Source organism: Paenibacillus sp. DS2015 (assembly GCF_050433705.1).
In the GTDB taxonomy this organism is placed as follows: domain Bacteria; phylum Bacillota; class Bacilli; order Paenibacillales; family Paenibacillaceae; genus Paenibacillus_AQ.
In genome coordinates this window covers 36,735-57,825 of sequence record NZ_JBNPWS010000021.1, presented here as the reverse complement: position 1 = coordinate 57,825, position 21,091 = coordinate 36,735, and the positions used below count along the sequence as shown (strand labels likewise).

The 21,091-nt window shown below is 43.2% G+C and carries 23 protein-coding genes and 1 riboswitch; all 23 genes read right to left on the bottom strand.

The window, feature by feature from the left end:
• Positions 1-65 precede the first annotated feature (65 nt).
• Entirely contained in the window at positions 66-794 is a 729-nt protein-coding gene (locus J2T13_RS17480; protein WP_429373541.1) for a peptidoglycan DD-metalloendopeptidase family protein, read from the bottom strand.
• Between the two features lie 56 nt (positions 795-850).
• Entirely contained in the window at positions 851-2,416 is a 1,566-nt protein-coding gene (gene spoIID / locus J2T13_RS17475; RefSeq protein WP_429373539.1) for a stage II sporulation protein D, read from the bottom strand.
• A 317-nt stretch (positions 2,417-2,733) separates the two neighbouring features.
• Positions 2,734-4,080 (bottom strand): UDP-N-acetylglucosamine 1-carboxyvinyltransferase, encoded by a 1,347-nt coding sequence (gene murA, locus J2T13_RS17470; protein ID WP_429373537.1) that lies wholly within the window; start codon positions 4,078-4,080, stop codon positions 2,734-2,736.
• A 303-nt stretch (positions 4,081-4,383) separates the two neighbouring features.
• Entirely contained in the window at positions 4,384-4,641 is a 258-nt protein-coding gene (locus J2T13_RS17465; protein WP_429373535.1) for a DUF1146 family protein, read from the bottom strand.
• Positions 4,642-4,899: 258 nt separating this feature from the next.
• Positions 4,900-5,313 carry a F0F1 ATP synthase subunit epsilon gene (locus J2T13_RS17460; protein ID WP_429373533.1) on the bottom strand — a complete coding sequence of 138 codons (414 nt, stop codon included), beginning with the start codon at positions 5,311-5,313 and terminating at the stop codon, positions 4,900-4,902.
• Between the two features lie 207 nt (positions 5,314-5,520).
• A complete protein-coding gene (gene atpD / locus J2T13_RS17455; protein ID WP_429373532.1) occupies positions 5,521-6,924 on the bottom strand; it encodes a F0F1 ATP synthase subunit beta in 1,404 nt (467 codons plus the stop codon).
• A gap of 39 nt (positions 6,925-6,963) precedes the next feature.
• On the bottom strand, positions 6,964-7,824 hold the full coding sequence (atpG, locus tag J2T13_RS17450) for an ATP synthase F1 subunit gamma (protein WP_429373530.1): 861 nt from the start codon (positions 7,822-7,824) through the stop codon (positions 6,964-6,966).
• A 186-nt stretch (positions 7,825-8,010) separates the two neighbouring features.
• Positions 8,011-9,525 (bottom strand): F0F1 ATP synthase subunit alpha, encoded by a 1,515-nt coding sequence (atpA, locus tag J2T13_RS17445; protein WP_429373528.1) that lies wholly within the window; start codon positions 9,523-9,525, stop codon positions 8,011-8,013.
• Between the two features lie 18 nt (positions 9,526-9,543).
• Positions 9,544-10,089 carry a F0F1 ATP synthase subunit delta gene (locus J2T13_RS17440; protein ID WP_429373526.1) on the bottom strand — a complete coding sequence of 182 codons (546 nt, stop codon included), beginning with the start codon at positions 10,087-10,089 and terminating at the stop codon, positions 9,544-9,546.
• Positions 10,086-10,553, bottom strand: coding sequence for a F0F1 ATP synthase subunit B (gene atpF / locus J2T13_RS17435; RefSeq protein ID WP_429373588.1), 468 nt, complete (start codon positions 10,551-10,553; stop codon positions 10,086-10,088). The genes J2T13_RS17440 and atpF overlap by 4 nt, the downstream gene beginning before the upstream one ends.
• A 119-nt stretch (positions 10,554-10,672) precedes the next feature.
• On the bottom strand, positions 10,673-10,885 hold the full coding sequence (gene atpE, locus J2T13_RS17430; RefSeq protein WP_429373524.1) for a F0F1 ATP synthase subunit C: 213 nt from the start codon (positions 10,883-10,885) through the stop codon (positions 10,673-10,675).
• A gap of 95 nt (positions 10,886-10,980) precedes the next feature.
• Positions 10,981-11,742: a F0F1 ATP synthase subunit A gene (gene atpB / locus J2T13_RS17425; RefSeq protein WP_429373522.1), complete on the bottom strand. Its 762-nt coding sequence runs from the start codon at positions 11,740-11,742 to the stop codon at positions 10,981-10,983.
• A gap of 31 nt (positions 11,743-11,773) precedes the next feature.
• Positions 11,774-12,151 (bottom strand): ATP synthase subunit I, encoded by a 378-nt coding sequence (locus tag J2T13_RS17420; protein ID WP_429373520.1) that lies wholly within the window; start codon positions 12,149-12,151, stop codon positions 11,774-11,776.
• On the bottom strand, positions 12,144-12,377 hold the full coding sequence (locus J2T13_RS17415) for an AtpZ/AtpI family protein (RefSeq protein ID WP_429373519.1): 234 nt from the start codon (positions 12,375-12,377) through the stop codon (positions 12,144-12,146). Before J2T13_RS17415 ends, J2T13_RS17420 begins: the two co-directional genes overlap by 8 nt.
• 170 nt (positions 12,378-12,547) lie before the next feature.
• Positions 12,548-13,717: a non-hydrolyzing UDP-N-acetylglucosamine 2-epimerase gene (gene wecB / locus J2T13_RS17410; protein ID WP_429373517.1), complete on the bottom strand. Its 1,170-nt coding sequence runs from the start codon at positions 13,715-13,717 to the stop codon at positions 12,548-12,550.
• A 15-nt stretch (positions 13,718-13,732) separates the two neighbouring features.
• A complete protein-coding gene (upp, locus tag J2T13_RS17405; protein WP_429373515.1) occupies positions 13,733-14,362 on the bottom strand; it encodes a uracil phosphoribosyltransferase in 630 nt (209 codons plus the stop codon).
• Positions 14,363-14,787: 425 nt separating this feature from the next.
• Positions 14,788-16,038: a serine hydroxymethyltransferase gene (glyA, locus tag J2T13_RS17400; protein ID WP_429373586.1), complete on the bottom strand. Its 1,251-nt coding sequence runs from the start codon at positions 16,036-16,038 to the stop codon at positions 14,788-14,790.
• Between the two features lie 61 nt (positions 16,039-16,099).
• A complete protein-coding gene (locus tag J2T13_RS17395; RefSeq protein WP_429373513.1) occupies positions 16,100-16,696 on the bottom strand; it encodes a TIGR01440 family protein in 597 nt (198 codons plus the stop codon).
• Between the two features lie 9 nt (positions 16,697-16,705).
• Complete coding sequence (gene rpiB / locus J2T13_RS17390; RefSeq protein WP_429373511.1) at positions 16,706-17,161, bottom strand: ribose 5-phosphate isomerase B; 456 nt, start codon at positions 17,159-17,161, stop codon at positions 16,706-16,708.
• A 110-nt stretch (positions 17,162-17,271) separates the two neighbouring features.
• Positions 17,272-17,352, bottom strand: a riboswitch (ZMP/ZTP riboswitch).
• A gap of 174 nt (positions 17,353-17,526) precedes the next feature.
• Positions 17,527-18,114, bottom strand: a complete 588-nt coding sequence (locus tag J2T13_RS17385) for a low molecular weight protein arginine phosphatase (protein WP_429373509.1) — start codon at positions 18,112-18,114, stop codon at positions 17,527-17,529.
• Between the two features lie 41 nt (positions 18,115-18,155).
• Positions 18,156-18,716, bottom strand: coding sequence for a manganese efflux pump MntP family protein (locus J2T13_RS17380; protein WP_429373507.1), 561 nt, complete (start codon positions 18,714-18,716; stop codon positions 18,156-18,158).
• A gap of 101 nt (positions 18,717-18,817) precedes the next feature.
• A complete protein-coding gene (locus J2T13_RS17375) occupies positions 18,818-19,969 on the bottom strand; it encodes an L-threonylcarbamoyladenylate synthase (protein ID WP_429373584.1) in 1,152 nt (383 codons plus the stop codon).
• 381 nt (positions 19,970-20,350) lie between these two features.
• Entirely contained in the window at positions 20,351-21,034 is a 684-nt protein-coding gene (gene spoIIR, locus J2T13_RS17370) for a stage II sporulation protein R (protein ID WP_429373505.1), read from the bottom strand.
• Positions 21,035-21,091 lie beyond the last annotated feature (57 nt).

Sequence of the window (21,091 nt, the reverse complement as noted above, 5' to 3'; positions counted from 1 at the left end):
AAGACAGGAAATTCCCTGTCTTTCTCATCCTCAGTAACCTAACTTATAGCCTATTGCTACCGTATTTATTTACTTGGAAAAATTTCTGCCGGATTTACCAGGTTACCATTGTCGTACACTTCAAAGTGCAAGTGGTTTCCAAGATCCTTCTCAATTTCACTGCGACCTGCCATAGCCAAGGTGTCCCCTTGCTTGACTTCATCGCCAAGCTTAACTTTGGCATCAGTTAAACTTTGGTATACCGTTCTCATGTTATTCGGATGTGTCACTTCTACCACTGTACCAAGAATGGTTGGTGCTTCAACACGAGTAACTTTACCGCTGAACGCTGCTTTAACTTCGAATGTCTTATCGTCTGCACGGGCCAGATCGACACCGATATTCGGCTCAAAGGTATCGTTGTATTGAACCATTGCTTCTTGATGATTCTCTGCTGTTCCTTTCGGATCATAGAAAGGCTTCACAATATTCACTTCTGTAGCCACAGCTACAGGCCATGCAATGTTCTCCGACTTAGCAATAACTTCAACAGCGGCTTGGTCAAGATCTGCACCAATCTTAGTAGTTAGGCTGACATTGTCCGACACATTAGTGGGGTCTTGGGTAAGTGATTTCTGGCTGGTATCCTGATAGACCCACACTAAGGTTAGTATGATTGCTGCTGCGGCCATGTAGACTGCCGGGTATACCCACCGTTTGGACAACAGACTTTTCCATGAAGAGGGCTTAGGTGCCGTTCCTCCTTGATATTTAGGAGTATCTCCTTGGGGTTGATTCTTGTTTTTTTCATTCATATGCTATCACCTCAGTAACCATTGTTTACCAAGTGAGATTCGTTTATACGTATCTTTCAATTTATTTTTTTTGCGGGCAATAGATTCGTAACTTGTTGAAACTGAATGCTTGTATAGTAGTGTTTGAGAATTTGAGTTGCCGTATACCCCTCTTGAGCCATTCCATTAGCCCCCCACTGACTCATACCCACACCATGCCCATATCCGTACGTCGTGATCTCAATATCGTTACCTGATAGAGTCCAAGTGAATTGACTAGAACGTAAACCCAATTTCTCTCTTACCTCTCGTCCACTAAAAGTAATGCCATCAATGTTCAACTCCTTAATCCGGTGCCCTGTTGTCGTTGAAATAATGTGAATAAGAGAGTCTTTAGATGACTTCCCCATTGCTAGCGCAGAAATGGCACTATTCGATAACCCTAATTTATTCGAAAACTCCTTCTGACTAATGGTTACCGTATCTTTATAGTGAGGGGCAATCTTAGAATCCCATGGACTGGATACACTCCGTAAATAAGGAATAGCTTCTGTCCAATATTCTTCTGAATTCTCAGTATACCCATTGCTTGTGGAAAAGAATGAAGCGGTAATCGGCTTACCTTGATACGTCATCACCGTATTTCGACTAGCCTGCGTAGCACGTATTAACTTCTCTAACTGTGCTTCTTTCCCCTTCTGTTTCCATTCCGTCTCTAAGGTATCCTTAGAAATATAGGCTTGATGATTAACGGTATCCGTTACAATGGCACCTTCACCTGTTGCAGGCACTCCACTCTTATCATTCGACATTAAACGACGAACGATAAAAGTCCTTGCTGCAATCGCTTGCGCCTTGAGTGCTTCGAATTCGAAATCTGCAGGCATCTCCGCAGCGATGACACCTGTTACATACTCTTCAAGCGGTAGCGTCTCTATCTGTCCCGTCTTGGTTAAATAGACGGACACATTAGGCTCTTCCGCTTCCACAGGTGCGGAAGGGTGCTGAACGCCCGGCGCCGCGATCTCAGGCGCCGGTGGGTTGGGCTGGTGGGGAATCATCACCACCAGCACGGGCAGCAGCAGCGCTAGCGCAAGCAGAGCCCCCGCCGCAAGTACGGCGGGGTGTAAGCGCCACTTGGCGCTGCTATTGGGGCGCTGGCGCTTAGCTGCTGCGCCCCAGCGCCGTAGGCGAAGGCGGGCGACTTGGCGGCTCGCGCGCAATCTAGCTCCGGGTGCGGGCCGTTTGGCCGCTCGCACCCGGCGTAGCTGCGGCAGTTCGCCAACGGTAGCATGTTCCCGCGATAATAAGAATAACTCAGCTGTACGCGGAGTTATTGGTAGTGACGCTGACTTCGTTGTGCCTAACTTAGCTGTACGCGGAGTTATTGGTGGTGTTGACTTCGTTGTTCCTAACTTAGCCCGACGCGTACGTGGAGTTGAAGGTTGTGATGCCTCATCGGTTCCTATCTCGCCCGTACACGGAAAAGGCAACGCTGTTGACTCACCTATGTCCTTACGCGGGACTAGCAAAAGGTGCTGTCGTACATATGCGCGCGGGAAGCCCTCACGCAGGTTATTAGATTCCTCAAATGTACCCATGGGTTCAATAATCACATTGATTTGTTTATATGGATCTTTCATTTTTCAGCAACCCTCATCTCCTAGTGTCTTCTATCTACTATGATTTCTTTCATTCCTATCTTATAAATATGAGTTTGAAAGAGCTGATAGAACCTTTTAAGAGAGAAAGAGATTCACTGAAATGAGAAATAGAAGAGGGGATAGAAGTTACTGAGTTCTGATACAACAAGAATAAACCAATGCTATCCCCGAAGGACCTATTGGCTTATTGATAAAAATATGTATCAAAATTAATATCCTAATATTCAAAAAAAAGATCAGGTCCATAGGACCTAATCTTCCACAATTAAAGCGCACTTAATGACTCTTAACGATTATTATACCCAGGTAGGCTGTGCTGAGAAATGCTTAATATCTTCTTTCACTAACCCACTAAGAGAAGGCTGTTCGACAGTAACTTTTTCATCAACAGAAATTCGCCAAATATCCGCACCAAGTGCAGACAACTTCTCAGCCAAATGGACATATCCGCGATCAATATGATGCACACCCTCAACTTCGGTTGTTCCATTGGCAACTAGTCCTAACAAGATTAACGCTGCACCTGCTCGTAAATCTGTAGCCATTACTTTAGCGCCATTTAAACTTGCACCACCAGTGATGATTGCTGTGCGTCCTTCGACTTTAATCTCTGCATTCATGTGTTGAAATTCATCCACATGCATGAAGCGATTCTCGAATACAGTCTCCGTAACAACGCTCGTACCTTCAGATACAAGTAGAAGAGACATCATTTGAGACTGCATATCCGTCGGAAATCCCGGATACGGCAATGTCTTAATATCTACAGAACGTAGCGGTTGTTTCGCAATAACACGCACACCGTTCTCATCTGGCTCGATCGTTATACCCATTTCTTGCATCTTGGATATAACTGGACCTAGATGGTCTGCAATCGCACCTTCCACATACACATCCCCACCCGTAATGGCAGCAGCAACCATGTATGTCCCTGCCTCCACTCGGTCAGGAATAACGGTGTGACTTACCCCGTGCATTTTGTCGACGCCTTCGATTCGGATAACACCAGTTCCGGCACCGCGAACTTTGGCACCCATCCCATTCAAATAATTAGCTAAATCGACAATTTCCGGCTCCTTAGCTGCATTCTCAATAACCGTAGTACCTTCAGCTAAAGTAGCTGCCATCATAATATTCTCAGTAGCCCCTACGCTTGCAACGTCCAAATAAATCTTGGCGCCCCGTAGTCTGCCATTACTTTTCGCTTCAATGAATCCTTGTCCTAGACTAATCTCAGCTCCAAGTGCTTCAAACCCTTTTAGATGCTGATCAATCGGTCGTGTACCAATTGCACATCCACCCGGCAATGAAATTCGGGTATAACCCATACGTGTCAATAGTGGACCCATTACAAGAAAAGAAGCACGCATTTTGCGAACCAGCTCATAGGGTGCCTCACAACTTGTTATTGTTTCTGCATTTACATGCATAACTTCGTTATCGTATTTAATACTTACACCAAATGACTCCAGTACTTTACTAATTGTCATCACATCGTCAAGAGGAGGAGCGTCATAAATAATACTTTGCCCTTCTTCCCCCAGTAAAGAGGCAGCGATGATCGGAAGAACTGAGTTTTTTGCTCCGCTGACTTTGACACTTCCGGTCAATCTATTGCCACCGCGGACGATAAATTTGCTCATCAATGATTCCCTCCGCGTCCTAATTTTTCTATTTCAGATAACTTTTAAAAATCACTTTTTATTCCCAAATGCCATCATAACACTGATCATTTCAAGTGTACAAGCGTTTTTTAGAGTTACAGATTATAATTGATTACCACTAATATCATCATTTAATGGATTTATCTAGGTTATTAGAACCTTACTTATTCCACATTGTTGACATAATGAATTGTTATTATTCGACAAAACAGTTCATATGTATGGCATAGACCTCAGAAATACAAAAACAGTCTATGTAACATATAACCCAACACAGTACACTTAAAACATGTAACGTATCATTTGACTCCATGTCATGTATTCCAGTATAAAGCTAGATACAAAATGCCCTAGAACAATGGCTATAAACAATTGTAGAAGCCTACCCTGTGCACCCTTTGGATGACGAATGAATAAATCAAGCTTCAAATTTTGCAGAGCCCACCATGCCAGCGCAATACATAAGAGTGACACTACGATTGAGACCAGGCCGCTGACGCCAACAACTCCAGATACGTTATTTGCTCCGCTTAGGTCCATAATTCTATTCTCATACCCTTTCTATATTTTCGTAATAACACAATGCGACCCTTATATCATACTTGGCAGAGGCTAAATAATCCAGCTAAGGATCAGTTTTCTGCAAAATAGTGGATAGTTGCGTATGTGAATTCCGGCAAACTCCTCTTAGAGTTAGCATTAACAATAGATTATGCGCCTATCCTAGGTTAAGTGCTTTCATATATAAAAAAACGACCAAACTGGAAACCCAGTTTGGTCGTTTTTTTAAAAATAGAATTATTTATTCTGACCAGATACATCGATCCGGTTCATTGCTCTCTTCAGAGCAAGTTCCGCACGTTGGAAATCAATATGATCTTGCGTACTCCGAGCAGCCAAACGACGTTCAGCACGTTCTTGAGCAGCACGAGCACGTTCCACATCGATTTCTTCTGATAGTTCAGCACTCTCAGCCAACACAACCACTTTATCTTTGCGCACTTCCACGAAGCCACCGCTTATTGCAATTGAGAGGTGCTGTTCCTTACCCAATTGAACAATAATAGGCGCTACCTGTAATGGAGTTACAAAGGGAATATGGCCCGGTAAAATACCAAGTGCGCCTTCAACACCACGAACGACCAGGCCTTCAACCTGACCAGAATAGGCTATATGATCTGGCGTCACAATTTCAAGTAAAATGGTACTCATATCTTCCCCTCCTAAAAGCTATTTGAAAAATAGCTTTCTTCGTAAGCATTGGCTTAGCTATTTGAAAAATAGCTTTCTTCGTAAGCATTGGCTTAGCTATTTGAAAAATAGCCTTCTTCGTAAGCATTAGCTTAGCTATTCTAAGAATAGCCACTTCGTAAGCATTGGCCTAGCTATTCAACAAAGAACAGCTAGGCTAATTCAGACTCATTCCATTGTCTTCGCTTTTTCAACTGCTTCTTCAATCGCTCCTACAAAGAGGAAAGCTGCTTCAGGAAGATTGTCGTGCTTGCCTTCAAGAATTTCCTTGAAACTACGTACTGTATCCTTAACAGGCACGTATTTACCCGGGAATCCATTGAATTGCTCAGCAACGTGGAAAGGTTGTGACAAGAAACGTTGAATTCTACGTGCACGACCCACCGTTAATTTATCGTCTTCACTAATCTCGTCCATACCGAGGATCGCAATAATATCTTGAAGTTCGTTATAACGCGCCAAGATTTGTTTCACACCTTGAGCTACGTTGTAGTGTTCTTCACCAACAACTTCCGGTGTAAGAATGCGGGAGCTTGATGCAAGTGGATCTACGGCAGGGTAAATACCCATTTCGGAGATTTTACGTTCCAAGTTTGTCGTTGCATCTAAGTGAGCAAATGTTGTTGCTGGTGCTGGATCCGTATAGTCATCCGCAGGAACATAGATCGCTTGAATTGACGTTACTGAACCTTTTTTGGTAGAAGTAATACGCTCTTGTAATTGACCCATTTCTGTTGCCAGTGTTGGTTGGTAACCTACAGCTGACGGCATACGGCCGAGCAATGCGGATACTTCGGAACCCGCTTGTGTAAAACGGAAGATGTTGTCGATAAAGAGAAGAACGTCTTTACCTTCTTGATCGCGGAAATATTCTGCCATCGTCAAACCTGTTAAGGCAACACGTAGACGTGCACCTGGAGGCTCATTCATTTGACCAAATACCATTGCAGTCTTCTTAATAACACCTGAATCTGTCATTTCATGATACAAGTCATTACCTTCACGTGTACGTTCACCAACACCCGCAAACACGGAGATACCACCATGCTCCTGCGCAATATTGTTGATTAGTTCTTGAATGGCTACCGTTTTACCAACACCTGCACCACCAAAAAGGCCAATTTTACCACCTTTTTGATATGGAGCTAGAAGGTCGATAACTTTGATGCCTGTTTCAAGCATTTCAGATTGAGTTGACAGTTCATCATATTTAGGAGCTTGGCGGTGAATTGGATTCTTAATTTCAGATACCACTTCTCCTGCTTGGTCAATCGGCTCTCCAAGTACATTAAAAACCCGTCCTAATGTAGCAGGACCTACGGGTACAGAGATCGGTGAACCTTGATCAACTGCATCCATACCCCGAACCAATCCATCTGTACTGGACATAGCAATACAACGTACTCTATTATCCCCTAAGTGATTTGAAGCTTCTAAAGTCAGATTGATCTGTCTACCATTTGGTAGGACAGTTTCAATTTTAATCGCATTGAAGATTTCCGGAAGTTGACCTCGTTCAAATTCGATGTCGACAACCGCACCCATAATGCTGACAACGCGTCCTTTGTTCATCTTTTGTTTCCCTCCTACAAATCTGCTATAGCGTAGATCTTAAGATTGCGCATTCGCTCCTGCCACAATCTCGGATATTTCTTGAGTAATCGCTGCTTGGCGCGCACGGTTATAAGTAAGCTGCAATTCGCCGATCATCTTCGTTGCGTTCTTGGTAGCACTACCCATCGCCGTCATCTTCGAACCAAGTTCACTAGCTTTACCATCTAGTAGGGCGGTAAAAATCAGTGTTTCAGCATATTTCGGAAGAAGCAACGAAAGAACAGCAGCCGCAGACGGCTCATACTCATAATTAGCTTCAACTTTGTTCGTTTCTAAAGTCTGCATTGGCAACAATTGTTCTGATTCAGGAATTTGTGTCAAAGCATTTATGAAACGGTTATAACAAATGAATAACTCATCAATATGACCATCCTCGAATTGACGAACCGCTGTATACGCAATTGACTTAATGTCAGCAAATGAAGGCGAATCCGATAGATCCGTGAGGTCTTTACCGATAGGCATCTCTCTACGACGGAAGTAATCTCTTCCTTTACGACCAATAACGAACAACACGTATTCGTCTTTGGATTGGTGACGTTCAGCAATTGTACCCATTACTTTTTTCAAGATGTTGGCATTATATCCACCCGCAAGACCACGATCCGAAGTTATAACCAGATACCCTGTCTTTTTAACAGGACGGTGTTCAAACATTGGATGTGAAATATCATCGGATGCCGCAGCAATACTATTCACAACTTCTTTAAGCTTGTCAGAGTATGGGCGAGCTGCTTGGACCTTCTCCTGAGCTCTTCTTAGCTTCGAAGCGGCTACCATTTCCATCGCCTTGGTGATTTGTTTCGTACTCTGTACACTCTTAATTTGACGTTTAATATCACGTAATCCTCTTGCCATGTTTTCACCACCTCAAAGTTTTGACGAAGTCAAAACTAGCATCGAAAGCATTAACTTAAGTTTTGACGAAGTCAAAACTTACATCGTAAGCACCTACTTAAGTTTTGACGAAGTCAAAACTAGTATCGTAAGCATTCTTTCAAAAAGAATGATACCGAGCCCTAAGGCTCGGTCTATAGTTAGGACTTAAACCGAAACAGCAAAGCCTTTTTTGAATTTCGCAATAGCTTCTTTAATTGCAGTTTCATTGTCTGCTGTTAGATCCTTCGTATCACGAATGGATTGAAGAATTTCAGGGTGATTGCTCTCAACGAAAGTTAAATATTCCTTCTCGAAACGACGAATTTCGGATACTGGAATATCATCCAAATGACCTTTAACTGCTGCATACAAGCTGATGACTTGATATTCAACTTGAAGCGGTTGGTTTACGCCTTGTTTCAGAATTTCCATTAATCTTGCACCACGATTCAAACGTGCCAATGTCGATTTATCTAGATCCGAACCGAATTGGGAGAACGCTTGAAGCTCACGGTATTGCGCAAGGTCGAGTTTCAGACCACCGGCAACCTTCTTCATTGCCTTAATTTGTGCTGAACCCCCTACACGCGATACGGATACACCGACGTTAATAGCTGGGCGTTGACCTGAATAGAATAGTTCAGACTCCAGGAATATTTGACCATCGGTGATGGAAATAACGTTCGTAGGAATATAGGCAGCAACGTCCGATGCTTGTGTTTCGATGAATGGAAGTGCCGTTAATGAACCTCCACCCATTGCATCACTAAGCTTCGCTGCGCGTTCTAACAAACGGGAATGAAGATAGAATACGTCCCCTGGATATGCTTCCCGACCTGGTGGGCGACGAAGTAGCAAGGAAAGTTCACGATAAGCAGATGCCTGTTTAGTCAAGTCATCATAAATAATGAGTGCATGTTCGCCTTTGTACATGAAATATTCACCCATAGCGCAACCCGCATACGGTGCGATATAGAGTAGTGGTGATGGATCAGATGCAGATGCTGTTACAACAATCGTGTACTCTAAAGCGCCATGACGACGAAGAGTCTCAACGACTTGTGCAACGGTTGATTGTTTTTGACCAATCGCAACATAGATACATTTAACGCCATTACCCTTTTGGTTAATAATGGTGTCAATTGCAATCGCTGTTTTACCTGTTTGACGGTCACCAATGATAAGTTCGCGTTGACCGCGACCAATAGGAACCATCGCATCTATGGCTTTAATTCCCGTTTGCATCGGTTCATGAACCGATTTACGATCGATAACGCCTGGTGCATTGCTCTCTACTGGGCGGTATTCGGTTGCAGCAATCGGTCCTTTACCATCGATAGGCTCACCAAGTCCGTTAACTACTCGTCCAAGTAAAGCTTCACCTACAGGTACTTGCATGATTTGACCTGTACGCTTCACTTGGTCGCCTTCTTTAATGTCGGTGTAAGGTCCAAGAATAACGACACCCACATTACTTTCTTCCAAGTTGAGCACCAATCCAACTACTCCGTTGGAAAATTCCAATAGTTCCCCGGACATTGCATTCTCAAGCCCGTACACACGTGCGATACCATCACTAACTTGAATGACAGTTCCAACTTCTGCCACTTCAATATCAGATTTATATTGTTCAATTTGACTTTTAATCAGTGTACTAATTTCTTCAGGTCTGATACTCAATATTTTCACCCCTATCTACTATGCTTGCCCTGCAAAAGATTGTTCCAGACGCGCAAGCTTGCCAGACAAACTGCCGTCATACAAAGTATCACCAATGACAACCTTCAATCCTCCGAGCAGACTAGGGTCGATAACATTGGTCACACGAATACTTTTGTGCACAATTTGACCGAACTCAGCTGCCACGGTTTCTTTTTCCCGTTCATCAAGTTGATAAGTGGAATATACGACTGCATCCGCTCGTCCAAGGCTTTCACCTTCGAATTTGACGTAGCTGTCTAGAAGGTCGGGGAATATATTCGTTCTCCGCCGTTTCACAAGCAATTCCACGGTATTGATCACAGTCTGAGATATCTTACCTTGAAGAGCCCTACTGAGCGCATTCAATTTATCGACTTCGGAAATGTTTGGTGTAGACAAGAACGCTTCAATATCTGGATTCGATTGAATAGCTTCCACGATACTTTTCAAGTCCTGTTCTACTTCAACGGTTCTTTGCTCCTGTGATGCCACATCAAACAGTGCTTTCGCATACCGTTTGGCGACTACCGTATCTCGACTCATGATCTTCCTCCTACCTCTTTGAGGTATTGATCCACGAGGTGCTCTTGTGTATTGTCCATTTTAACTTCTTTATCAAGCAATTTGGATGCAATTTTCACAGAAACAGTACCAATTTCACTTCTCAATGCTTCAACAGCCTTATTCTTCTCACTCTCAATATCACGGACAGCCTCAGATTTAAGGCGTACTACAGCATTACTAGCTTCCTCAATAATCTGTTCAGCTTGCTTACTGCTTGTCTGTTTAGAGCGTTCAATAATATCGTATGCTTCTTTACGAGCTTCATCCAACGCAATCTTCTGATCTGCAACATATTGGGTTGCTTGTTCCCGCGTTTGTTTAGCATCTTCTAATTGATTCAGAACTAACATGCGTCGCTTCTCCATGACATCAAATAACTTACCGAAAGCAAATTTATTTAATAACCAATAAAGAAGTAAAAATGCCGCAATGGTCCATATCATATCTTCCCAAATAATACTCACTGAAGTCACTCCTTTCCGTTAACGCGAAGTGCAATTCTAAACAAAAGGAAGGCGCGGATGACAATCGGCCCTCCCCGCCAAACCGTTAGACATTTTATTTAAGTAAACATGATTAGGAAGGCAATAACTGTTGCAGCCAATGGCACAACTTCGACGATACCAACACCGATGAACATTGTTGTTTGCAATGCGCCAGTAGCCTCTGGTTGACGTGCAATGGACTCCACCGTTTTACTTACAATCATACCGTTACCTAAACCTGCACCAAGTGCTCCTAAACCTACTGCAATAGCTGCTGCTAAAAATTCCATTATGAATATCCTCCTTCAAATCTTCTTATTATTTGTTAAATATAATATCTTCTGTGAAATTAATCTAAGAATCTAAATTATTTCATTGAAGTTAATTAATGTTCTTCATGCGTTGTCATTTGGGCAATGTATACCATCGTCAAAATTGTGAATATGAAAGCTTGGAGCGCTCCTATAAATACACTGAATCCCTGCCATGCTGCCATGAACGGGATGGATGCCCAACTCAGCTTAAGAATAACTGTAATGAGTACCTCGCCCGCAAAAATATTTGCAAATAAACGTAGTGCTAATGCAAAGGGCTTGGATAAATTCTCGATAATGTTCAATGGAAGGAAAATCGGAAATGGTAGTATAAAATGCTTCAAATAATGTTTCCGATTCAATTTTAATCCCAAATAATTCATTAGAATAAAGACCACTATTGCAAGCCCAGCCGTAATATTGATATCTGCAGTGGGTGACTTCCACCATAGGAGTTCAGCATGTTCTCCAGGTCCCAAATTGCGGGTAGCCTCAATCACATATCCGAAGATTTCCTTCGGGCCGTCAGCTTCTGTGATGATCGCAAAGGGTAGTCCCAATAAATTGGCTACCAGAATGAACAGAATTAACGTCAATCCCAATGAAAGATAGGGTCTCCCCTTCTTCGAATCCATGGTACTGTTAATCAGATTCTGAACAAACTCCACAACCCACTCCATGAAATTCTGGAGTTTGGAAGGGTTCTCAACAGAAAGATTCCTAACGCAAAGCTTAACGAGTACAAAAACGATCGTCACAGTCACCAAGAGCATAATGATTGCAGAGAGATCGAGGTTCAGTCCCCCTACATTAATAATGGGTATATCGTGCATTGAAATGTATTCCCTCCTTTCGCTTAATCTATTAAATTTTCTTTTTCACACTCAAATATATACCTACAGGAATGGTCAAAAGCTGCGGTAAGAAGAGTCCAGCAATGGTTAGTTCAAGTGAAAAATGTTCATATTTCACGGAGAACATCACAGCTAGAATAGAGAAACAAATTCGAGATAAGAACCCTAGACTGAACGCCCTCGATTCTTGGGTTGTAACGGCGTGTATTACTTTCCGGATTCTCATAGAAAGATAGCTAGTATTTACCAACCCTGCCACCATTCCTACAGCCATACCGAGGGTATAAATTCTGGATTCCGGATGAAGGGCCCACCCCATTACTAACCCTGCCATGATAACCAATGACAATCTGGTGACACCCTTCAGAATGGAAGCTATATCACCCATCTTGTTCCCCCAAAAAGTTTTTGATCAATATGACAACATGAACTGCTCCTACTACCAGCCCGGAAATGGTTCCGATAGCCAGCCAATAACTAGGTCCATTATAAAGACCTTTAAGCCATTTTCCTCCAAAAAAACCGATGAGAATATAGGTCGATAGCAGACCTCCAGCGGCACCCAAATGTAACGCTGTCTGCCAAAGGTTATTTTTATAATCCGGTTCGTTCATGCGCATACAATCCCAACTAATTTTACTTAATGTTACAAGAGTTTGTCAATCAAGTGAACCCTAAAATCTCATGACTAGAAATAGTAGAATCCGACTGTCTAAACACCTCTATTAACCATATAAACCGTACAGTTCAACTGTACACTGTTAACTTTGGGCACCCATTTGGGCTATTCTACGTTTTGCAACTTTGTGAACATTCTGTGAAATTCTTCAGGACGCTCATCATTAACTCCGAAATAGTGAAGAATCGCATTGACAATTCTTTCTGACGCACGTCCATCACCGTATGGGTTGGCGGCCCTGCTCATGATGTCATAGGCTTCCTGATTACTCAAAAGATTCTTGGTCCGTTCATACACCTTCTCTTCATCAGTACCCACTAATTCAAGTGTTCCTGCCTCGATTCCCTCAGGACGTTCCGTCGTATCACGAAGTACAAGTACCGGAACACCGAAGGATGGCGCCTCTTCTTGCAAGCCACCAGAGTCCGTTAGAATTAGATGGGTATGCGGATAAAAGTTATGCAAGTCCACAACATCCAGTGGATCGATCAGTTTAATTCGAGGATGATTCCCTAATATCTCATACGCTGGTTCTTTCACAGCGGGACTTGGATGAACAGGGTACACAATCGCTATATCCTCAAATTCGTCGGCAATCCGTTTAATAGCACGGAAAATATGACGGTGCGGTTCGCCTTGAGACTCCCTGCGATGCGCCGTCATCAGAATAAGTTTTTTGCCTGCTGCCCAATCTAACACAGGATGACGGTAATCTTGCTGTACAGTATATTGAAACACATCTGTCACGGTATTGCCTGTGATATATATACTTGACTCTGATTTATTCTCCTTCTTCAAATTCCCCGCAGACCAATCCGTAGGGGCAAAATGAAGATCAGCAAGAATACCCGTCAATTGACGGTTCATTTCTTCTGGGAATGGAGATAACTTATTCCATGTTCGAAGTCCAGCTTCCACATGACCCACTTTGATCTGCTGCATCATTGAAGCATAGCTTGCCAAAAATGTCGTTAATGTATCCCCGTGTACCAATACAATATCAGGCTTCACCTCACGTAGAACCGGTTCTAAACCTTCTAATACACGAATAGATATTTCATTTAACGACTGAGATTCCTTCATTACATCTAAGTCATAATCCGGATGGATTCCGAATACATCAAGCACTTGGTCGAGCAGTTGACGGTGCTGCGCCGTAACGCAAACAATCGATTCAATATGCTCTGGATGCTTCTGTAGTTCCAGAATAAGCGGTGCCATCTTGATTGCTTCTGGGCGAACCCCGAAAATCGTCATTACTTTAATTTTTGACATGCTCATTATCACTCCTTACTTGGTTCCGTATAGACGGTCTCCTGCATCCCCTAATCCAGGGATAATATATCCGTGTTCATCTAATCTTTCATCAAGGGCAGCAACATAAATATCAACATCTGGATGTGCATCTTGCACCGCTTTGACTCCTTCTGGAGCAGCGATTAGATTCATCATCTTGATCTGAGTGCATCCACGTTTCTTTAGCACATCAATAGCCGCAATAGCTGAACCCCCTGTTGCCAACATCGGATCAATCACGATCAATTGACGCTCCGTAACGTCTGTTGGAAGCTTCGTATAATATTCCACGGGCTGCAACGTTTCTGGATCACGGAACAATCCTACATGTCCAACCTTCGCAGCAGGAATAAGCTTCAACATCCCATCCAGCATTCCAAGTCCAGCACGTAAGATTGGAATTAACCCCAGCATACGACCTGAAATAACATGACCTTCTGTTTCTGCAACAGGAGTCTGAACTGTAACGGACTCCAATTGAATTTCTCTTGTAATCTCATATGCCATCAATGTCGCTACTTCATCAACAAGTTCTCTAAAGTCTTTCGTGTTCGTATCCACATCTCGTATAAAAGTTAACTTGTGTTGAATTAAAGGATGATCACAAATCACCAATTTTCCCATAATAGCCCCTCCGTAGATGTATGTCTCTATGAGCATACAATTCTTATGCCTTCTTTGTAGTATCTGCAAACCCTGTCTATTATATCATTCCCGCAAAAGAATTTGCACCTACGTAGGACATGTTTATTTCAAGTCTGTGAACAAAGAATACGAATAACTACGTTAAGAAGGTACGAGCTAATCACCTTGAATAAGATTAACTCAACCCTAACTGTTAAGATCAGACTCTGCCAATGAGGAATTACTATGTAAATATTAACAAAAGAACCCACCCCATAACAGTATGGAACCCAGAAAAGTTAATGGGTCTCTTTCACTGCTATCGGGAGGGTCGTTACAGGCGAATAAAAAAACCGTTCATTCGCTGTATATTCATCACTTCATCATTTGAATCCTAATCCTATAGATGAATTTTTGAACAATTTCTAATATTTCAAGTCTGTATATAGCGGATATTGATCTGTTAGTTCAGCCACTCTTGCAGCGGCTTGCGCAAGCACAACTTCGTCTTCCGTGTTCTTCAACGTTAGCGCGATAATCTCACCAATTGCAACCATCGCCTTCTCGTCCATACCACGTGATGTAGCTGCAGGCGTACCAATACGAATACCACTAGTAACAAAAGGACTTGTTGGATCAAAAGGAATTGCGTTCTTGTTCACAGTGATACCAATAGAATCAAGCACTTTCTCTGCTACTTTACCCGTAATGTTCAAACTACGTGTATCGATTAACATGAGGTGATTATCTGTACCTCCAGAAACGACGTTCAGACCTTCGCTAATCAGTGTTTCAGCCAGAACTTGTGCATTCTTAACTACATTCTCAGCATATACCTTAAATGACGGATCAAGTGCTTCCTTAAAGGCTACTGCTTTGGAAGCAATGACATGCATCAAAGGTCCACCTTGCATACCTGGGAATACGGCTTTATCAATGGCTTGCGCCCATGGTTGTCTACACATGATCATACCTCCACGCGGACCGCGAAGCGTTTTGTGTGTAGTTGTTGTTACAAAATGAGCATGTGGCACTGGGCTAGGGTGAAGACCAGCAGCAACAAGTCCAGCAATATGAGCCATATCTACCATGAACAACGCACCTACGTCATTGGCGATTGAAGCAAGTGCTTCAAAGTCAATCGTACGAGGATAAGCACTAGCACCCGCCACTAGTAACTTAGGACGATGTTTGAACGCAAGCTTACGTACTTCAGCATAATCAATTAGGAAGGTATCTTCTTGAACACCATAAGCTACAAAGTTATATAGAAGACCTGAAGCATTAGCAGGGCTACCGTGAGTTAAGTGTCCACCATGTGCCAAGTTCATCCCTAGAACGGTATCTCCAGGTTTAAGTGCTGCTAGATAAACAGCCATATTCGCTTGTGCACCGGAGTGTGGCTGTACGTTAACATGCTCTGCTCCAAACAATTCTTTGGCACGGTCACGAGCAATATCCTCAACGATATCAACGTGCTCACAACCACCATAATATCTTTTGCCAGGATATCCTTCAGCATATTTATTAGTCAGTACAGAACCCATAGCTTCCATTACCGCTTCACTTACAATGTTCTCTGAAGCTATCAGCTCAATGTTACTGCGTTGACGTGCTAACTCTAATCCCATAGCTTCCAGTACAGCTGGGTCACTCTTGCGCAATTGGTCCATAATTCATATTCCTCCTAAAATTTTGTTTGAAAGTATACACTATCGATTCCAAGGTAAATACAAGTTAATCGCACAGATGAGACTCATTCTTTTCTTGATCTGAATGTTCAAGAACATATTGTGCTCGTTCTCCACCAATCAGCTTCGGTCTTGTATAGGCTGTATTTACGCGTGCTTCTCCTATATAACGGATGCTTGGTCTAAAAGGAACCGCAACACGAAGTAGATGCATTCCGATCATCGTCTCCCCAATATCGATTCCAGCATGAGCTTCTACCGATTCTGCAAGACAAGGATCTTCCATGGAGCGGTATGCAGCGGACGCCATCGATCCTCCTGCTCTCGGATGAGGCACTGCGGCAACCTCTGTCAGACGGAGTTCCTCTAATAGTGACCGCTCCATCACTAATGCGCGATTCAAATGCTCACAACACTGATACGTGATATGAAATCCAAATTCACTACGAACGTCCTCAATTCCAGCAAGTAGATCATTTGCAACTTCCAAAGCTCCAGATGTTCCAATTCGTTTGCCTACCACTTCACTCGTGCTCGTACCGACTACAAGTAACTTACCTGGCCCAAGCTTAGCCATCTCCACTAATTCACGAAGGACAAGCGCTACCTGCTCCTTTAGAGAAAGCACCTGATTGTTATTCATAAGGGCCCCCTAGACTTGCCGATACTTTTCTTCAATGGCCTTGACTTTGTTTACTCGATTCATGTGGCGTTCTCCCCCACTAAACTCTGTACTCAGCCATTCCTTGACGATTTCCTCAGCAAGCCCCGGTCCAATGACGCGTTCGCCCATAGCCAGCACATTCGTATCGTTATGTTCTCTTGTAGCCTTAGCAGAAAATACATCATGGACTAAAGCGCAACGAATACCAGGCACCTTATTAGCAGCTATACTCATTCCAATCCCGGTACCACAGATCAATATCCCTCGATCTGCCGCACCGGCAACAACCTGTTCGCATACTGGAAGAGCATAGTCTGGATAATCAACAGAATCAGAGCAATTACACCCCACGTCTATTACCTCATGTCCTAGCTTCTGAATAACTGCAATAACGTCTTGTTTCAAGCCCACACCTGCATGGTCAGTTCCTAAAATAATCTTCATCTTGTTGAAAAACCTCCTCAAATTCGCTTCTTACTCGCTTGTACCATTATACCTCATTACTAGGGTTAGAAGACGAAAAAAGAGCAGTCTACGAGTGTCTCGTAGAATTGCTCTTGTGCCCAGGCGACCGGCCGTATATCCCGATGCTCCATCGTGGTTTCTCCACATAGTCGCCAGTTACATCGGAACCGTGTTTTTCATTTAAATTCATAATAAAGCAATCCCAACTGAAAAGCAACGTACATTTAGGAATGTATTCGATCCACAAGAAATCACTTCGTCATCCTTAAAGCAATGGTAACTGTATCTCGTAGAAATATAAGCAAAGAGGTTAGTGAAAACTTAGTCTTTCTTATATTTCAAGACTAAGAACTTCGCTCATGTTGTAGCTTGTCCAACATACGATCTATAGCCGTCCGAATTTCTGCTGCCGTCACTTCATAATCTTCCCGTGATCCCCCAAAAGGATCAGATATATCAAAGCTCGGAACACGCTGCTGTATCTCAATCAACCGCTCGCGCTCCTTGCGATCTAAATCTTGACCTAATGCCTTGTTCACTGCCCAAGTAGCATATAGACTGTCTAGCTCTTGTAATTCTCTTAGCACCACTTCATCATCTTCGGCATATTCCTTGAGTGTATAAACCTTACTCAGCGATTGAGGAAAGTTCCGAATGACATGTTGCTTATGGCTCTGTGTTAACGTTAAAATAAGATCCGCCGAGGTTACAATATCATGCCTTAACGGGAGCGAGGTGATGTGATCGTTAATATCATGGTCACGTAGCACCGCCTCCGCGTGACGGGATATAGGAACCCCTTCAACAGCAGACACTCCAGCAGATTCAACCTCAAGCGCAATACCTCGTTCCTTAGCTAACTTACGAAGAATGCCTTCAGCCATCGGACTACGACATGTATTGCCTGTACACACGAACAAAATACGTAACATGCCCTGTCCACCTCCCATGAGTCAATTCTTTCTATATTGTATCAAAAGATAAACAACAGTCCAAATGCTAGAAGTATAGCGCCTCCTAAAGCTTCTCCATACTCCCCAAGATTATGACCCACTTTTCGTCCTAGAAGAAGGCCTAATACCGACATTAAGGCACCACACATACCAAATGCAAGAACGGTTATCAATACATTGCTATTAAACATCCCCAGAGAAACCCCGACTGAAAATGAGTCAACACTGACACTTAACGAGAAAATACTTATCCCAATCCAAGAACGGTAATCTACGATCTTCGTCATACTACCATGAAAAGCATTCACAACCATATGCCCCCCAAGCAGAATCAATAATCCGCCTGCAACATAGCCTGCTATCGTGCCCAAAAGCAAGCTGACATATTGACCTATAACAATACCTAGCAATGGCATAATAACGTGAAAAACACCCACCCATAAGCTAATTCTAAAAATATGTAGCAACCGGATGCCCTTCATCCCAATCCCCACACTGAGCGAAAATGCATCAAGCCCTAAAGCCAATGCCATAATTAAAATCGTAATCAGCTGCCCCAAACTGGCAGAAGTCTCCCACATAAATATTCCTCCAAGTCCCTTAGCTTCTTGTACAAATTTATGCGGACAAGGAGTAATTCATGACAGGGATTCTTGAAGGGAGGGCCCGCCTAATCATTTGACTATACTAAGATTACACGGCCTCCAGCAGCCTTCGACAAACGGTTCATGACTGCTGTCCCTAGTCCCACCTCAGGGCAAGCTTCTGCTAGAATAAAGGTGATACCTGCTTCGTCGAGCTGACGTAACCCCGCGTACAAGGAGTGAGCTACAGCTTCTAACGATGACAAGGGTCCCATAGAAACCATACAAAGATTAGGGTGATCTTGATACAACCCCTTATGTTCATCAAAGAACATGATTCCTACAATCTCTCCGTAACTCACAGCTTCATCAAGCCGAGTTATAACCCAATCCGCGACAATCTGAGGTGAGCTACCTTTTACAATACTAAGCGTACCCCGTGGTGCATAATGCGTATATTTCATACCCGGCGATCTCGGAGCTAAGGAGGAGTCACGATCTGTATTGGATATTTGAAATAAGTCTGTTCCTTCAAGTGCATCTGATGTTGGCACAATATCCTCCTCAGATGCTGATTGTGAAAAGGCTAAGTCAGAATGGATAACCACACCCTCTACCTGAGATAATTGTTCAGTTGTAATACCACCCGGTCTTAGCACGACAATTTCACCATTTGTTTGGACCTGTACAACCGTTGACTCCAGCCCGACACCTGTTGGGCCACCGTCCAAAATCCCATCAATTCGCCCCTCTAAGTCCTCCATCACGTGATCTGCTAGCGTAGGACTCGGTCTCCCAGATCGATTGGCACTTGGTGCCGCAATAGGACACCCCGACTCGGCGATAAGCTGGAGCGCGACAGGGTGATCTGGCATACGTACACCCACGGTATCTAATCCTGCAGTCACCCGTGGGGACAACACCCCATCGCGCAGTGGTAATACTAGGGTCAGCGGGCCCGGCCAGAATGCCTCCATCAATGCAGCAGCTACAGGATGAACTTCTGTCACAATCTCATCTAATTGCATGTGGTTGGCTATATGTACAATAAGTGGATTATCTGCGGGTCTTCCCTTGGCAATAAATACTGCTTCGACTGCGGTTGTACTCCGTGCATCTGCACCAAGTCCATACACCGTTTCCGTTGGAAAGGCTACAATTCCTCCTTTTGCTAATAACTGAGCTGCTTCTTGAATGTCATCAGCTTCACGAGTGACTTCTTGCTTCGATCGTCTCTTCTGATCAACCATCGCCTTGACATTCCAGTAAGTTGTATGAGAATCACTCTCGTTCTTCTCATCATATTTATGATCATATTTACCCTCATTTATGTTCATTCCCATTGTATATCACATGCTTTCTCAAAATTAATAATTATATTTACCACCCTTGAGCCAACTGTAAACGAAAAAAGTGCCCCCATCTGCGATTGAACAATGAACGAAGTCATCGAACGTTTGAGCAGAGAATAAGCACCTTCAGCACCTTCACTTAAGATACAAGAATTTTACCATGAACCTGTATAAAAACAAAGTAACTAAGCGTTATAGAATGAACTAAAGATCAGCCTATTATTTTGATTCTCCTTAGAATCTATAGAAATTTGGAGGAGAAGTTATTGTTCAATCTATCTAGACGAACAATCCCTTAATCCACTCTATTAACCCTAGAATCATATCCCATAAGAAAAAGCGTACTTCAGGAACATCAGAGGTTTCTTCTGCATCTCCACCCTCACTCTTAGCCTCTACTGTAGAAGCTGCTGCCGTAGCTACGGCATCACCCGTTCCAGCATCAATGAAGCATAATGGCGGGAATAGTACACACCACCAATTCTGTCCCTTTCCCTCACCGAGTGTAATTCTTAATGCCTCATAGTCACCTGCTGGGTATACGGTGCCCCCATATAATTTAGTCGGAAAAGCAACCATTCCGAGCTCAACATTATAAGTATAGTGTATTCCTCGATCGGCTAGCTCTTTTCCCACCAAGTTATTTAACTCAAGAAGGTGTTGTTGAATGACTGCTCGTGCTTGGTCTAAGCTTTGTGGGTCTTCCAACTCCTGCACCCATCCGTTCATCTGTTCCACAATAACATCACGAATTTCCTTCTTAACTATCTGATCTCCGGTTCTATCTGAATTGGCTAGAATACGTAATCGAATAGACTCCTGCGGGATAAGCCCCTCCACCACAGATGCATCTGTACGTTGCGCTTCCCAAGACATAACTAACAGAAATAATATACTAAATATAATAGCTGTATTCTTTACTAAGATGCGTCGTGCATCAGATCCTATGACTCTGTTCCTCATTTCTAAAGCCGCTCCCCTCTATCACTTCATATGGATTAGTATGTCCATTTCTAGAGA